The sequence below is a fragment of the Pantoea sp. C1E2 genome, from assembly GCF_056491465.1.
Genome location: NZ_JBSZHT010000002.1, coordinates 2,170,788 through 2,186,221 on the forward strand (window position 1 = coordinate 2,170,788; position 15,434 = coordinate 2,186,221).

A 15,434-nucleotide genomic window follows, 5' to 3' on the forward strand; every position below is an offset into this window, starting at 1 on the left:
GAACAGAGAGGGTGCTTTGCCTCTCTTCACTTGTCCAGACACAGCAGGGGTTTACGCGCACGACCCGACTGGTGATAACTTTCGATAGCCGCGCGCCACTCGCTCAATGGGAAAATTTCGACCTCACCACACTCGCTGTCGCGCAGCAGCGGCCAGAGCGCCGAGAAAAGCTGTTGCCACTGTGCCGCGCCAATATCGCCCAAAGTGTGCCGTACATGAAACCAGTGCAGTGCCGGACGAGCGGCGTTAACGCGCACCGGCGTGCCGCTTAGGACGCCATAAGCCACAAAGTGCGCGTGCTCAGGCAGCGCCTGCAAGATGTATTGTCCCGTCTCGCCGCCCACCGCATCAAACACGATATCTGTTTGCGCACTTACTGCACCCATCGCTTCCCATTCGGTGTCCTGCAATGCCGTCAGGCCCAGAGCTTGCAACCTTTCTGCATGCGCTGATGACCGATACACCACCACCACACGTTGTGCACCGTGCAGGTGTGCCCACTGAGCCAGCAAAAGCGCGCACGCGGATCCACCGGCAGTGATGAGTACGTTTTTACCGCTGACCGGCCATTGCTGCAGCATCAGCCAGGCGGCCAGCGGATTGATATAGGCGCGTGCGGCCAGCGTACTCACGATATCGTCCGGAACCGGAACGGCGAGCTGTGGATCGATATCCACATAACGTTGCCAGCAGCCCACGCCACGCAGCGGCAAGACGCGTTGGCCTACCCGATGCTGTAAAGAGGGAGGTGCGGCGATCACGGTGCCCACACCTTCGTAGCCGGCCACCTGTGGCGGCGCGACACGGTGACGATAAGCACCGGTAATCGGGATCAGATCAGACGCGTTAATCGGCGCAAAGTGCATTTGCACACGCATCAGGTCAGCGGAACAAGGGGCTAAAGAGGAGGATTCCAGCGTCAGCACATCTACAGGATCGCCAAACTGCCGATACCAGAGCGCGAGATTGCGACCGGCTATCGGCATGGACTCAGACTTCGGTTTTGGCGTCGAATAAGGATGGTGAAGTCCAAAAAAACCATTATTTATTGTCATAAGATTTTAGCCTAAGGACGATTTATTCTGATTCTACATGAGCATTTTTGATTTTTTTCCATTTATAGCAACCCGTAACGCATTGGATTATATCCCCCTTCTGTGAGAGCTCAGATCTGCCGGCATCACTGAGGATCACGTGTTCCAGACTGAGTGCTATTTGTGTAACAGAGAGAGCCGGCGCTTTTTCCACCACCCTCAACCCCGACAATGCGCTCCGGGCGCAATGATTTCAGCAATAACCCACCAAAGTAATCCCTCACTGGAAGTTGTTAATTTGGCTTACTGATTTGTGCTGATGTAAACAAAGTGACGGCCTGAAAATAAATTTTCTTAAAAATTTTTTCAGATAATTCAGGTTAAATTATGAGCTAGCTATCAGTGACTTAAAGTAAATTTTAAGAATTTCCTTATATAAATCAGCTGCAAGCGATCACGGCAGGGTGTTGATTTAGGTCCGTTATTTATTTTATATTCGCGATCAAATTTACTGGATAGGTAGGATCTCAATGTTCTTTGTCAATATTTTTTCGAGATAAATAATTAGGGAGTCTTATTGAATTGGGGCTCTGAAAGTCCGTTTCAATTTACGTCCGAGCTTACACACCACAGGGGGGCATAAGTAAATCGAGCTACCCCTCTCGTTTATATGGAGAACGTAGGGTGGCGAAGGTTAATCCAGTGATGCACGACATCAAGGGTACTTTTAAAAAGAAGCACAACAACCAGGAGCAGATTGAACTGCGCCGTGAATAAAAACCTGTACTTACAAGGAGTTTAAAATCATTCATTCCGATTCCTGAAACGATCGCGCCCCCGCGTAAGCCCTGTGACCGGTTCACTGTCCGCTTTTTCAGGAGTTCGCCTCCGCGCGGTTACGCCTCTGAAAAATACACCGATTTACAGATGCCTCAGACCTTATAGGCCTCGGTTAACGGCCAGGGGCGGTAGCGTGCCTGAAATGGAGTGAGCACTTATGGAACACCAACTGCTGCTGGATGCCCGCGCGCAACGTTAGCAGCCTGTTCAAACATCAAATTCCATCAGTGCTTAGACCGTTGCTATTCCAGCTTCAGATTACGAGTGAGTTGCCAAAGAGCCTCAATTTTTACGGGTACGAAAAATACGGTGCGTTTAAAGAGTTCGGGATATGACTTTATCGATTTTGGTAGACACAGCAGTCGCATGACAATAACAGGGGGCGGTTATTCCCAATGAAAAAAGCATGAGATGTCAATGACGTCAATTCTTGTGAACTTGATAAAAATGCAGCTACCGTTAATAAACAAATAAGAATATTACAGACTTTATTCTCTCTGCAATTAACGAGGGATATAACAATTCGTCATCACGGAGAGAATGACAATGATCCACTCTGACCTAATACAAGGTACAGCATCGGCAATTTCCTCAACACTCAATCGTTATTCTTTATTGATTCCAGCCTGCAATTCATCTATTGACGTGGAAAACCTGACGGGAATGGAGGCGCTGAGTTTGAATTACCTTTACAGCGTGCTTTTCACCAGCCCGGATAAAGACATTTCACCAGAGCAGATGCTGCGTAAAGCGGTAACGCTGACTATGGGAACCGGCTCACTGTTGGAACCCGAATCGAAGAAGATTGTTCACGGCTATATCACCGACTTCCGTCGTCTGACGGGTTCCGCGGATCAGGTCAGCTATCTTATCGTCATTGAACCCCGCTTTGCGCTTCTGGATAAGCAATTCCGCTCACACCGTTTCTTTGTGAATAAATCCGTTCCGCAAGTTGTCAGTCAGATCCTGGATGAGCATGGTTTTCAGGGGTGGGAATATGAGTTCAGCCTGAAGCATGACTACCCTAAAAGAGAGCAGATTAACCAGTATCATGAGAGTGACCTGAAGTTTGTTCAGCGTCTGTTGTCCGAAATTGGCATCTTCTACTACTTCACACTTCAGCCGGACACGCAGACTGAGGTCATCCGTTTTGGTGACGCGCAGAGCGGTTATTCAGATCAGAGGTCGCTGCCGCTGAACAGTCCCTCGGGTCAGGAAGATAACGCTCAGGAATCCATCTGGAACCTGAATCTGACCCATACCGTAGTCGAAGCGGGTGTAATAGCAAAGGATTACAACCACCGAGAGGCACAGCGCGTGCTGCGGTCAGTGAAGGCCGATATGACGCGAGGTGATGGTGACAATATCTCTTACGGGGAGGTTTATCACTATCGTCCCCGTCATCTCTACAGCGGTGATAAGTTTGTTCCCGAGACCGAGACCGCAAACTTTTATGCCCGTCTCGATCATGAACGTTTTCTTGCCCGGCAGACGCTGATATCCGGTATTTGCAACGATGCTTTTATCAGCCCCGGACATGTTTTATCTGTTACCGAAACAGGCATACCCACTCTGCCTGCACAGTTGCAGAGTCCAGTATTAATAACCCGACTCAATGTCAGTGCGAGCCGGCGTTCAGCCTTCCAGGCCACGCTGAATGCTGTGCCCTATAGTGAGACGCTTTGCTGGCGCCCCGCACTGCTTGCTCGTCCTAAAGTCAGCGGCACCATGACGGCGCGCGTAACCAGCGCGAAAGACAACGACATCTATGCCTGGCAGGATGCGTCTGGTTTATACCGTGTGCTGTTTGATGCGGACGAGGAGGGCAGAGAGCGCGGACTGGAAAGCATGCCCGTTCGCCTCGCGAAACCTTACGGTGGGGATATGTACGGCTTCCATTTCCCGCTGATACAGGGGACGGAGGTGGCAATAGCGTTTCGTGAGGGAGACCCGGACCAGCCTTATATCGCTCATGCGCTGCATGATTCACGGCATGTGGATCACGTCACCGAGAAAAACAGCACCCGTAATGTTATCCGTACGGCAGGGCTAAACAAGCTGCGCATGGAAGACAAGCGTGGAGAGGAGCATATTAAACTCAGTACGGAGTATGGCGGGAAGACGCAGCTGAATCTGGGGCACAATGTCAATGCACGGCGTGAGCTTCGTGGCGAAGGTGCAGAACTGCGCACTGATAATCATATCGCTATTCGTGGTGGCAAAGGCGTGTTTATCAGTGCGGATATTCAGCCGCAGGCGCATGGCCAAATGTTAGCGATGCAGGATGCTCTCAGGGAACTTAATAAGGCGCAACAGTTAACCGAATCCTTGCGGGGCGCAGCGGAGACGGCAAAGGCCGAGTTGGCGGATTTACAAACTCAAAAAACGCTGCTGAGTGATGCTCTCACCGAGCTCAAACAGTCTGCACTATTACTCTCTGCGCCTAGTGGCATCGCGCACACCACGGCTAAAAGCTTACAACTTTCAGCGGGTGAAAACCTCATTGCAACCAGCTGTAAAAATACCGACTTCAGCGCATTTAAATCCTTCACGGTCGCGGCGGGCGAAGCAATCAGTCTGTTTGCTCAGAAGCTAGGCCTTAAGTTATTTGCAGCGAAGGGGAGAGTTGAAATTCAGGCTCAGTCTGACGAGATTGCTCTGGATGCACTGAAAGATGTACGTATCAGCAGTAGCGAAGGCAACATCATTATTCGTGCTAAACAGGATATTGTGCTGGTGGGTAGCGGTGGTGCTTATCTTCGAATAGGAAACGGTGAAGTAGAGAGCGGTGCCCCGGATAAAATTATTCAGCGTGCAGCGGTATGGCAAAAATTTGGAGGCCAGAGTGCAAGCGAAATGTTTAATACCTGGCAGCAGTGTAATTATGAACTCAACACGCAATTCATCTGGGCAGGTACCCAAGAAGCGGTAAAAGGTCATCGGGGGAATGTGAGTAGTGATCTCGGGAAGACATTGATTACTTCAGATGGTGCAGGGAAAATAGCCTCTCAGAATTTCGCTGACATTGCCATAATTAATTTAAACTTGAACAAGGAACGTTAACCATGGCTGAGAAACATAGTATATCAAATATTGAGCCAACATTTGATGGTAATGGCAATGCATGTTATCAGTTATATAGCACGCCTAAAGAAAAAAACATTGTTCAGCAATGTATCGTGTATCCAGATCGAGTTATTCCAGTCATTTTTATACCGGGAGTAATGGGTAGTAATTTAAGAGTTAACGATAAGAAAGGAAAAAAAATCTGGCGGCTAGATAGTAAAGATGAGCTTGTTTTGTACTGGTTTGGTGAAAATGGGAAAACGCGAAGAAAAAAGTTGGATCCAAAAACGACAACTGTGGATGACGGTGGAAAAATAAATGATAAAAAAGAACCCTTTTTACTTAAAACTCGCCGGGAACGTGGGTGGGGAACAGTAGGTTATGAAAGTTATGGTACTTTTCTTGACTGGCTGCAAAACACTCTCAATGACTTTGAAAATGGTCATTCTAATGAGCGCACTAATCTGCTGAAAACCACGCTTGAACTAGAGGTGGGTGATATATCAGTTAGTAAGGAAGAGGTAGATTTGACTTTCTGTTACCTCTTTCCTGTCTTTGCTATGGGGTATAACTGGCTTCAGTCTAACGCCGTTTCAGCTGATACGTTGAACAAATACATTGATGAAAAAATCCAGTTCTATCGGCTAAAAGGACGGCAGTGCGAGAAGGTTATTTTGATTACGCACTCTATGGGGGGCCTTGTTGCCCGGCACTATACCCAAATCCTCGGTGGAGAAAATAAGGTACTTGGTGTGATACATGGCGTGATGCCAGCATTGGGAGCCGCAGCCACTTATCGCAGAATGAAAGCTGGGACAGAGAACGGTGCAGGTAACGTTAAAGGCTGGGGAGCTGCGAAAGTATTGGGCTCAGATGCTGAGACCATGACCGCTGTACTCTCTCAGGCTCCCGGACCTCTGCAATTGTTGCCGGGGAAAGAATATGGCTTAGGCTGGTTAAAGATAATAGACAACAAAAACACCTATGCGCTTCCAAACGAATGTCCCTATAGTGAAATTTATCTTAAACAGGACCAGTGGTGGGGACTATGTGAGGAGCAGTTTATTGATCCTGGAACAAGCCTGAACTCAGTCGATTGGGACAAGGACTGGCAAAAATTCGCCATAATATTAAAAGATAAAGTTCAGCCCTTTATTGAAGGCCTCTCCGGAAAATACCACCCTCAAAGTTGGGCCTTCTACAGCGGAGACGAGGCATATCGGGCCTACGGTGACGTCTGCTGGCGTGCAAATACCCCTCGTGCAGAAGCGTGGCTGAATCGAAACCGTCAGCGTGACGGGCAGGCAGGTCGGGCATTGGACAAAACAGAAATGTCAGTCAAGCGAAGTGTTTCCTCTCCACTGTCCGGTCGCGGATGGGCAACAGGGATTTATCAGACTTACGAATTATTGCCTGCAGAGGAAGCAGGGGATGGCACGGTTCCTGTGCGATCTGGGCGTATCGCGGAGAACTCTTTAAAGGCACGATTTCAGGTTTCTGTCGAACATGAACCTGCTTTCCAGGACTTGAAGGCACAGCAGTTTACTTTAAGGGCCTTAGTGAAAATTGTTCAGCAGATAAAAAAACACACTGAGGTTTGAGTGAAAGTTAAAACGGCCATTGCTTTGCTTTTGTTTTGTGCTGGTATTGCTGGATGGTATGGATACAGCAGGTTGCCACTCAGAGTAAATTTGACTTCAGAGGAACGTGAACACGTGACACATTTTTTAAAGGAAAGAACTACCCGTTGTGTCGGTCGCTATTTGGTTGACCTGCCGGAAACATTTACTATTACGTCTGACGATGTCATGGCGTTTGTTGATACATCATCGGTGAAGTATCAAAGAATTTATCGACCGGCTTTTGAACAGAAAATTCGGTTAAGAGAGGCTGAGCTATCAGCCACGAAAACTTTAAATCCACTGGATATGCCGTATCTAAAGGGAGTTTATTTCTTATCTGACGACATGCAGGGGGTGATATTTGAGCGTAATGAATATTTCCAAGTACCCGATTCATCACGAGTGCTTGAAGCTCACCTTTACACTAACGGTGTAGCAGTTGAAATAACTATTGAAGCCAGAAATGGGTTATCGCCTCGCTATGATAAAGATCGTAAGGATACCCCTGAGATCTATGGTAACAGTGTTCCCAAAAAAATGGTTGAGCTAACTGATTTGCTAAGGCGTATTTCCGGTAAGCAAGAGAACGAAATACCAAATGAACCTGGATTCTGTCTGCCAGAATTGTTTATAAAGGATGGAATAACTAAGCCAAATGAGGAGATTAGTGCTAACTACATCTCTCTAAAATACCCTGAAGTTACATTTTATTTTGATAGCGATAACTACAGTGACTCTGACGATTCCCTGCTGGAGAGAGGCGCTATGATGGAGCGCAACATCAAGCAAGCCGAAGGTAATACCATCTCCAGTGGACGCCGTAGCATCAATGGATTGTATGCAGAACAGTGGCTGGCAAAGGGATTGCTCAGTGACACCTATGGTGAAAAAGCTCTGCGTTTTGCAATTAATATTAATGAGAAAACAGCATCGCCCTTAAATCCTATGTTGTCTCTCACTTTCCTTCAACAGGGACTTGAGGGCGAGGGACGTCTTACAGAGGCAGAAGCTGTAACTATCTGGCAGCAGATTACCGACACTGTCCGTATCCGCCCAAATGCGATAGCAAAATAGACCGCTTTACCTAATTATTAGTTCAAGCACACCATGTATAAAGTTTTTTTGTGCCGAATATCGCCTCCCTATTGCCAAAAATTATCCCATGCAATGTAAATTGTCTGTTCGATCAGCTGATTTTTTATTGTTATCAATCCGAGGCTATTTAAAAAGTGTGCATAGCGCGAAATGCCTTAGTGTTTTGGTCTGGGTTTAATTCAGGTGGCGAAATATATTTAATATTTTAACTTAATTTCAATAAAATAAAGGAATACCTATGAAAACGCAGAATATCCCAGTTTCACCCGCATTTATTGCTATTTCCTGGATAGCCATGATTGGCGGCAGTTTGGTTTATCTCGCCGGTTTGTGGCGCGCAGGGATGGAGCTTAATGAAAAAGGCTACTACTTCTCTGTTTTGATTCTAGCGCTGTTTGCTGCGGTTTCATTGCAAAAAACGGTTCGCGATCGTCAGGAAAATATACCTACTACGCGTCTGTATCATGGTGTTTGCTTGGTGGCCTTTGGGATTTCAGTTGCGCTGTTGGTTATCGGATTGTTAAATGCGACGTTGATGCCAAGCGAAAAAGGCTTTTACGGTGTTTCATTCTTTATGGCATTATTTGGTGCGGTAGCCGTTCAGAAGAATACCCGTGATAACCAGTTCACCGAACAGGTTACACCAGCTAAGAGGGACGTTGAGAACGCTCAAGGCTAATAACTATTGGGCGGTGACGCGCCCGATTAGAATTATCCAGTTAAAGATTTTTTTATTTTTGTCTCAGTACACCTTTGGTTGAGAGTGCGCTTATATAATAGTGTGCGCATTAATGATTGAGAGGGTTTTTATGGTCATGTTTTTATTTGTTATTCAATGTAAATAATTTTTGGAATTTTGTTTTTTATTAGCATCTTTTTATGATGCGTCTCACCGTTTAAATTAAAAGGTAAAGTATATGCCAGCACTGACTTGCTTGGGCGATGCAACAACACACGGCGGTAAGGTTATATCAGCCACATCAACCATGTATGTCGAAGGTGTACAGGTTGCATTAGTAGGAGATAGCGTTTCATGCCCACTGCATGGTTTTAACCACATTCAACAAGGCGATCCTACAGTGTTTGATAACGGCGTTCAGGTGGTTGTTCACGACTGCGTATGTGAATGTGGTTGCAAAGTTATAAGCTTTCGAAATGAGATGGTTGAATAAATAAAATGAACTGGCCAATTCCAGATATCCCACCCAAAAAAAATTTGAAGAAACCATCCATTAAATTCCTGACAATTATTTTTCTTGCTTTAATTTCCTTGGGGGTATTGGTCTCTATTTTGTTTTTGAGGGATCATAGCTACAGAGATGTAATGATTAATGGTTTGCTACCTTCAGTTTTAATATGGATATGTATCTTAGGATTTATTTGGTTTCGCTATGATCAAGCGTCTAACGCAGCTATATTATGGGAGATTCAGACCGAAATTACTAAGTCTCACTGGCAGCGTTGGGCTATGTGGCAAACACCGATAATAGCAAATATAATCCTGAGTCCTGAAGGAAATGGAAGTGAAACTTTAATTGGAGAGCCTTCTGACATTCCAGCATATCCGGTTAAATGTAGATGTCTACACCATGATTTTTTGAACTTAAGCTCCAAGTTTATTTTCTTAGACGAAGATCTGGAAAAACAATGCCCAGGTTATCGAAATAGTCTTTATGATATCATTGTACTTAAAACAGAAAAACATGAAGTATCTTCCATATCTCAAGCTGTATTTAAACAATGGGACATAATGCCTAATATTGTATCTGCAACTGATCAATGCTTTTCAGGCTCTGAATCCTGTACCATTAAAGGAATTACGCTGATTATAACCTTACAGGATTGGCCTAACTCTGTTAAATGCGGATATAGTGAATTTATTAACGCAAATCTTATCTGTTCATCAGAGATGATCAAGAGTGATTCATTGCTTGTCAAAGCAGGTGTAGGAAGATTTTTGCATTCTAACTCTCTGACGAAATCACTTGATATGCTGACTGAGTATAACAGGTTGGAGGCGTCAGAAATGAAGCATGTATGGCTTTCGGGAGTTGAGGAGGCTGATAAGATTACAATCGTACGCTATGCTGAAGAAAAAAAATGGGCGCTTCCTCCTCGACATCCATTTTTGGTTGTTAATCATTCATTTGGTCCGCCAGGACCACTATCCTTTCCTGTTTCTATTTCATTGTTAGTTGATGCTGCAATTAAAACTGGAGAAGTCCAATTACTAATCTCAGGTAGCAAGGATAAAACCTATTCATTGTGTCTGATTACAAGGAAGTTGTTTTTATGACAACAACATCTCCGCCGATCATTCGGCGTTTAAGTATGACAGGATATTCAATATTAATCGTAGCGCTTGCGTGCGTGAGTGCATTCCTGATCTATACTTTCAGAAGTGACATAAATACATCGAGAATAAGTATTAAATATATTTGGCTTGTTTGGGGGGGATGTGTGGCCATTTTAATAATGGCTGTCTTTGCTGTTCATTTTTATCAGAGGAAGTCAATTAGTGAAGGTCAAGAGAAATATAAGCCTCAACAAGTAGTTGGACACGACAAAGAAATAGCTCAGGATAAGATTACTTCTACTGAAAATTACAGCGCTATTCTCAAGCATATCCCTCATGCTCTCCGCCACCAATACGGCCATTTTTGGAAAAACAAAGTTCGCATCTTTCTTATCACGGGCAGCGTGTCAGACGTCGAGCGTTTGGCACCGGGACTTACCAACCAGCTCTGGCAGGAAGAAGGCGGCACGCTGCTGTTGTGGGGAGGGGATTCCACAACAGCAACTGATGCAAATTGGTTGATTGCTTTAAAGCGTCTGCGCCGCCGTCCCGCTGACGCGATGATTTGGGTGACTTCAGCCGCCGACCAGCTTGTAGGCATCTCCGGTCAGCCCTCTGTAAAGAAGACTTCTGCCGTCATAATGGACGCCACCGCACATGCGTTATCGACCCGTTGCAATACGCTCGGCTGGCGACTGCCGCTGTTCGTCTGGTCAATGCATCCACGCGCTGGGGAGCAGTCTGGCCGGATAACTCAGGCCGTGGGGTTCCAGACCTCTACAACCAGCAAACACGATGCATTGCTCGCGGCACTGGCAGCGGACCTCATCGAGCAGGGGACTCAGCAGGCGGCGGGTTCGCCGCAGCATCATTTTTTGCTGAGTCTCGCGGAACAGCTAGCGTGTGTGCCTGAATCGATAACTACGCTGCTTTCTCCGCTGCAGAGTGTTCATCGGTCTCTGCCGCTGGCGGGGATGGTGTTCAGCCCACAGTCGGAAGGTATGGCACATACGGTGCCGCACCATTGGAGACGCGATAACCGCTGGGACGCGCTGCCTGCGTCTTCAAATGAACTACCTGCACATCTTCGCCCATCTCGCTCTGGCCTGCAGTGGAGTCGTATACTCACTGCAGCCACCTGTGCGTTAGTCATTCTGTGGGGAGCGGGGATGCTGGTCTCTTTTGCCGCCAATCGCAGCATTATCAGTGAAGCCGTACAGGTGGCTGAAAACGCTTCTGACAACAACCAATCTTTAAAACAACGGCTTGCTGCGCTGGGCATGCTTCAGGACACCATCGGACAATTACAGTATCGCCAGGAGCATGGTACGCCCTGGTACAGTCGTCTTGGACTGAGTCAGAACGAAGAACTGCTGTCCGCCCTGTGGCCACGCTACCGTGAGGCGGCGCTGCCCCTGCTGCGCGACGCCGCAGCCTTGCAGCTTACTGACGCGCTGAAAGCCTATGCCGCACTCCCACCTGACAGCCCATTGCGGGAAACGCAGTCAAAGCAGGCCTACACGCAGCTCAGATTGTATCTGATGCTGACGCGCCCTGAACGTATGGACCCCCGCTGGTTCAGCCAGGCGCTGATGCAGAACTGGACGCAACGGCAGGGTCTGGACAAGGCTTACTGGCAGGGTGCCGGGAGTCCGCTGTTTGCTTTCTATGCCAAGAATCTCAGTGCTCACCCTGAGTGGGCGCTGAAAGCAGACCCGGAGCTGGTCGGGCAGGTGCGCGCCCTGCTGGTTCGCCAGATGGGAGTGACCAACAGCGAGTCCCGGCAGTATCAGCGGGTGCTGTCAGAGGTGACGCACCAGTACGCCGATATGCGACTGGCCGATATGACCGGCGATACGGATGCCGGTCGGCTGTTTACCACCGATGAAGTGGTGCCCGGCATGTTCACCCGTCAGGCCTGGGAAGATGGCGTTAAACCCGCGATTGAAAAGGTGGCGCGGGAGCGGCGTGAGGAGATGGACTGGGTACTCAGTGATGCGCCGCCGCCCGCCGGTGATGCTTCCTCACCCGAAGCGCTGGAGACGCGGCTGACCAGCCGTTACTTTGCCGACTACAGCGCCGCCTGGCTGAACTTCCTGAACAGCCTGCGCCTGCAGCCGGCAGCGACGCTTTCAGACGCTATCGACCAGCTCACGCTGATGGCAGACGTCAGGCAGTCGCCGCTGGTGGCGCTGATGAACACGCTCAACGTGCAGGGCCGCACCGCACAGAGCGGTGGTGCGATTGGCGACTCGCTGGTGAAATCCGCGCAAAACCTGTTTAACCGTGAAAAGCTTCCAGCTATTGACCAGAACAGCGGCCCGAGCGGCCCGCTGGATGCCACTTTCGGCCCGCTGCTGGCGCTGACTGACAGTCAGGGCAGCAGCAACATGAACCTGCGCACCTTCCTGACGCGCGTAACTCAGGTGCGTCTGCGCCTGCAGCAGGTCACCAACGCGGCAGACCCGCAGGCCATGACGCAGACGCTGGCGCAGACGGTGTTTCAGGGGAAAACGGTTGACCTGACTGACACGCGTGATTACGGCAGCCTGGTCGCCGCCGGGCTGGGACAGGAGTGGAGCGGCTTCGGGCTGACGGTGTTTGTGCGCCCGATGGAGCAGGCCTGGCAGCAGGTGCTGATGCCCGCTGCGGGCAGCCTTAACGCCCAGTGGCAGCAGGCGGTGGTGAACGAGTGGAACAGCGCGTTTGGCGGCCGTTATCCGTTCAAAAATGTCAGCAGTGAAGTGTCACTGCCACTGCTGGCAAAATACCTGAACGCGGACAATGGGCGCATCACCCGCTTCCTGCAGTCGCGTCTGAGCGGCGTACTGCATCGCGAAGGCACCCGCTGGGTACCGGACAGCATCAACGCCCAGGGACTGACCTTTAATCCGGCCTTTCTGCAGGCGCTTAATCAGCTGAGCCGCATTTCTGACGTGGTGTTCACCAGCGGGGAGGCCGGGCTGCATTTTGAGCTGCGCCCCGGCACGGCTGCAGGCGTTATGCAGACTGACCTGATTATCGACAGCCAGAAGCTCACCTATATGAATCAGCAGCCAGTGTGGAAACGCTTCACCTGGCCGGCTGACACCGAAGCGCCGGGCGCATCTCTGAGCTGGATAAGCACGAAGGCCGGCACCCGCCAGTATGGTGACATGCCGGGGAGCTGGGGCCTGATTCGCCTGCTGGATAAGGCTCAGGTCAGCGCTAATCCGGGCATCAGCAGCAGCTGGCAGCTCATCTGGCAGGCTCCTGACGGCAGCCCGCTGAACTACATTCTGCGAACCGAAGCCGGAGAGGGACCGCTGGCGCTGCTGAAGCTGCGCAATTTTACGCTTCCGGCAGACATTTTCATTATCAGTGATACACCGGACGTGCCGAATGAAACTTTTGTCAGCGAGGAAGACTAATGCCACTGCAATCCCTGATTAATGCCTGCGGTTTGGATGCGAACCATCTTCGCGCGCTGGCCACGGAGTCTGTTTCTCTGTGGGAGCCGTGGCTGAAGCCCCTGGCGAACACTAAGACTCCTTAGCGTCGAACTCACACAGATCTTCGATCAGGCAGGAGCCACAGCGCGGCTTACGTGCTACGCAGGTGTAGCGGCCGTGCAAGATCAGCCAGTGGTGACAGTCGACTTTAAAGGCGGAAGGCACCACTTTAATCAGCTTGTCTTCCACTTCTTCGACATTTTTGCCGGGCGCGAAGCGGGTGCGATTGCTGACGCGGAAGATATGCGTATCCACCGCAATGGTCGGCCAGCCAAAGGCGGTATTCAGCACCACGTTGGCGGTCTTGCGTCCGACACCGGGCAGGGCTTCTAGTGCTGCCCGATCTTCGGGGACTTCACCGCCATGCTGCTCGATAAGCATGCGGCAGGTTTTGATCACATTCTCTGCCTTACTGTTAAACAGGCCGATGGTCTTGATGTACTCCTTCACGCCATCCACGCCTAACGCCAGAATCGTGGCAGGGGTATTTGCCACCGGATACATCTTCGCCGTGGCTTTATTCACGCTGACATCCGTGGCCTGCGCGGACAGCAAAACCGCAATCAGCAGTTCAAACGGTGAACTGAAGTTCAGTTCCGTAGTGGGATGCGGGTTGTCGTCACGCAGACGCGTGAGAATTTCCAGTCGCTTATCCTTGTTCACACCGCTTTCCCGGTTTCACCCTGCGGGGCAGCTTCAGGTTCAGAGGCACGTAAGGCGGCACGCTGCTTCATTTTCTGATCGATCAGATATTTACCCGCCAGCAACATACCCAAACCGATAAACGCACCTGGCGGCAGCATGGCCAGCAACATCGGTGAATCGAAATGGAACACTTCAATACGCAGCGCTTTAGCCCAGGGGCCCAGCAGTTGGTCAGCACCGTTAAACAGCGTGCCGCTACCAATCAATTCACGAATTGAACCTAAGGTCACCATCGCGCAGGTCGCGCCCATACCAATGGCAAATCCATCCAGCGCGGAGAGCGGAATGCTGCTTTTCGACGCTACCGCTTCCGCACGGCCCACAACGATACAGTTGGTCACGATCAGGGGGATGAAGATACCCAGTGATTGATACAGGCCGTAAGCGTAAGCATTAATCAGCATCTGCACACAGCTCACCACCGAGGCGATGATCATCACATAAATTGGGATACGGATTTCCGCCGGCACCCAACGACGCGACGCCGAAATGGCGCTGTTAGTGATGGTCAACACCAGCGTGGTGGCCAGGCCAAGACCGAGGGCGTTAGTGGCGGTTGAGGTCACGGCCAGCAGCGGGCACAAGCCGAGCAGCTGCACTAAGGCGGAGTTGTTTTTCCACAGGCCGCCAACCAGCAGGTTTTTCGCTTCACTCATGGTGCATCTCCACATTCGGGCAGCGAAGAGAGCTTCGCTGGCAACGTTTCAATCAGTAGTGCGGTACGTTTAGTGGCATTGACCACCGCGCGCGGGGTAATGGTCGCACCGGTAAATTGATCAAATTCACCGCCGTCTTTTTTCACCGCAAAGTTCTTGTCGTCGGCACCGTGTACCACTTTGCCGTTAAAACTGTTGATCCAGTTGGAAATACGCAGTTCGATCTTATCGCCCAGCCCTGGTGTTTCGTGGTGTTCCACTACGCGCACGCCCAGTACTTTGCCCTGGAAATCGGCACCAACCAACATCTGAATCGCACCTGAATAGCCGTCTGGCGCGGTGGTCTCAAGCGCTGCGGCGACAGGCTTGTCACCTTTACGTGCCAGATAGAGATGATGCGGCTGGTTATTGCCTAATGCTGCTGCATCCGTCACCAGGAAACACTCTTGCTGAATGTGATTGTCATACATCTCGGTGGGCACCACCTGATCGAGCAGGTTCTTTTGCTGCAGCGCCGTCTGATGTTCCACCGTGGGCTTGGTGACATAGTTCACCACGGCAGTGACGCCGGTGGTGATCACTGCAAACGCCGCCAGCGTCACGGCATTTTTACGAATAGCATCGAACAT

At 49.8% G+C, this 15,434-nt stretch carries 11 protein-coding genes; 7 read left to right on the plus strand and 4 right to left on the minus strand.

From position 1 onward, the window contains the following. Positions 1-26: 26 nt before the first annotated feature. Positions 27-1,055, minus strand: coding sequence for a zinc-binding dehydrogenase (locus tag ACXI0A_RS10630; protein WP_476148977.1), 1,029 nt, complete (start codon positions 1,053-1,055; stop codon positions 27-29). A 1,365-nt stretch (positions 1,056-2,420) separates the two neighbouring features. Between ACXI0A_RS10630 and ACXI0A_RS10635 the strand changes: the two genes are divergently transcribed. The 7 genes from ACXI0A_RS10635 to ACXI0A_RS10665 all read left to right on the plus strand — a co-directional run bounded on the left by ACXI0A_RS10635 (position 2,421) and on the right by ACXI0A_RS10665 (position 13,363). Continuing rightward, positions 2,421-4,937: a type VI secretion system tip protein VgrG gene (locus tag ACXI0A_RS10635; protein ID WP_476148975.1), complete on the plus strand. Its 2,517-nt coding sequence runs from the start codon at positions 2,421-2,423 to the stop codon at positions 4,935-4,937. 2 nt (positions 4,938-4,939) lie between these two features. Then, complete coding sequence (locus ACXI0A_RS10640) at positions 4,940-6,541, plus strand: PGAP1-like alpha/beta domain-containing protein (RefSeq protein WP_476148974.1); 1,602 nt, start codon at positions 4,940-4,942, stop codon at positions 6,539-6,541. Beyond that, on the plus strand, positions 6,542-7,636 hold the full coding sequence (locus tag ACXI0A_RS10645) for a T6SS immunity protein Tli4 family protein (RefSeq protein WP_476148972.1): 1,095 nt from the start codon (positions 6,542-6,544) through the stop codon (positions 7,634-7,636). It abuts the gene before it with no gap. 259 nt (positions 7,637-7,895) lie between these two features. Then, on the plus strand, positions 7,896-8,336 hold the full coding sequence (gene yiaA / locus ACXI0A_RS10650; protein ID WP_476148971.1) for an inner membrane protein YiaA: 441 nt from the start codon (positions 7,896-7,898) through the stop codon (positions 8,334-8,336). 238 nt (positions 8,337-8,574) lie between these two features. Beyond that, on the plus strand, positions 8,575-8,829 hold the full coding sequence (locus ACXI0A_RS10655; RefSeq protein ID WP_476148969.1) for a PAAR domain-containing protein: 255 nt from the start codon (positions 8,575-8,577) through the stop codon (positions 8,827-8,829). A gap of 5 nt (positions 8,830-8,834) precedes the next feature. Beyond that, complete coding sequence (locus ACXI0A_RS10660) at positions 8,835-9,953, plus strand: hypothetical protein (protein WP_479485253.1); 1,119 nt, start codon at positions 8,835-8,837, stop codon at positions 9,951-9,953. A 35-nt stretch (positions 9,954-9,988) separates the two neighbouring features. Then, positions 9,989-13,363, plus strand: a complete 3,375-nt coding sequence (locus ACXI0A_RS10665) for an ImcF-related family protein (protein WP_476151081.1) — start codon at positions 9,989-9,991, stop codon at positions 13,361-13,363. Between the two features lie 111 nt (positions 13,364-13,474). On the opposite strand, the gene nth is transcribed toward ACXI0A_RS10665, so the two are convergent. Genes nth through rsxG form a run of 3 tightly spaced genes read right to left on the minus strand, consistent with a single transcriptional unit; the run spans position 13,475 to position 15,434 of the window. Further along, positions 13,475-14,107: an endonuclease III gene (nth, locus tag ACXI0A_RS10670; protein ID WP_476148965.1), complete on the minus strand. Its 633-nt coding sequence runs from the start codon at positions 14,105-14,107 to the stop codon at positions 13,475-13,477. Further along, positions 14,104-14,805 (minus strand): electron transport complex subunit E, encoded by a 702-nt coding sequence (locus ACXI0A_RS10675; protein ID WP_224928761.1) that lies wholly within the window; start codon positions 14,803-14,805, stop codon positions 14,104-14,106. The genes nth and ACXI0A_RS10675 overlap by 4 nt, the downstream gene beginning before the upstream one ends. After that, a complete protein-coding gene (rsxG, locus tag ACXI0A_RS10680; RefSeq protein ID WP_476151079.1) occupies positions 14,802-15,434 on the minus strand; it encodes an electron transport complex subunit RsxG in 633 nt (210 codons plus the stop codon). The genes ACXI0A_RS10675 and rsxG overlap by 4 nt, the downstream gene beginning before the upstream one ends.

Excerpts from the sequence above, each read along its gene's own strand:
- ACXI0A_RS10630 (WP_476148977.1), bottom strand. The coding sequence starts at position 1,055 with ATGACAATAAATAATGGTTTTTTTGGACTTCACCATCCTTATTCGACG.
- ACXI0A_RS10660 (WP_479485253.1), top strand. The coding sequence starts at position 8,835 with ATGAACTGGCCAATTCCAGATATCCCACCCAAAAAAAATTTGAAGAAA.
- yiaA (WP_476148971.1), top strand. The coding sequence starts at position 7,896 with ATGAAAACGCAGAATATCCCAGTTTCACCCGCATTTATTGCTATTTCC.
- rsxG (WP_476151079.1), bottom strand. The coding sequence starts at position 15,434 with ATGTTCGATGCTATTCGTAAAAATGCCGTGACGCTGGCGGCGTTTGCA.
- ACXI0A_RS10655 (WP_476148969.1), top strand. The coding sequence starts at position 8,575 with ATGCCAGCACTGACTTGCTTGGGCGATGCAACAACACACGGCGGTAAG.
- ACXI0A_RS10675 (WP_224928761.1), bottom strand. The coding sequence starts at position 14,805 with ATGAGTGAAGCGAAAAACCTGCTGGTTGGCGGCCTGTGGAAAAACAAC.
- ACXI0A_RS10640 (WP_476148974.1), top strand. The coding sequence starts at position 4,940 with ATGGCTGAGAAACATAGTATATCAAATATTGAGCCAACATTTGATGGT.
- ACXI0A_RS10665 (WP_476151081.1), top strand. The coding sequence starts at position 9,989 with ATGACAGGATATTCAATATTAATCGTAGCGCTTGCGTGCGTGAGTGCA.
- ACXI0A_RS10635 (WP_476148975.1), top strand. The coding sequence starts at position 2,421 with ATGATCCACTCTGACCTAATACAAGGTACAGCATCGGCAATTTCCTCA.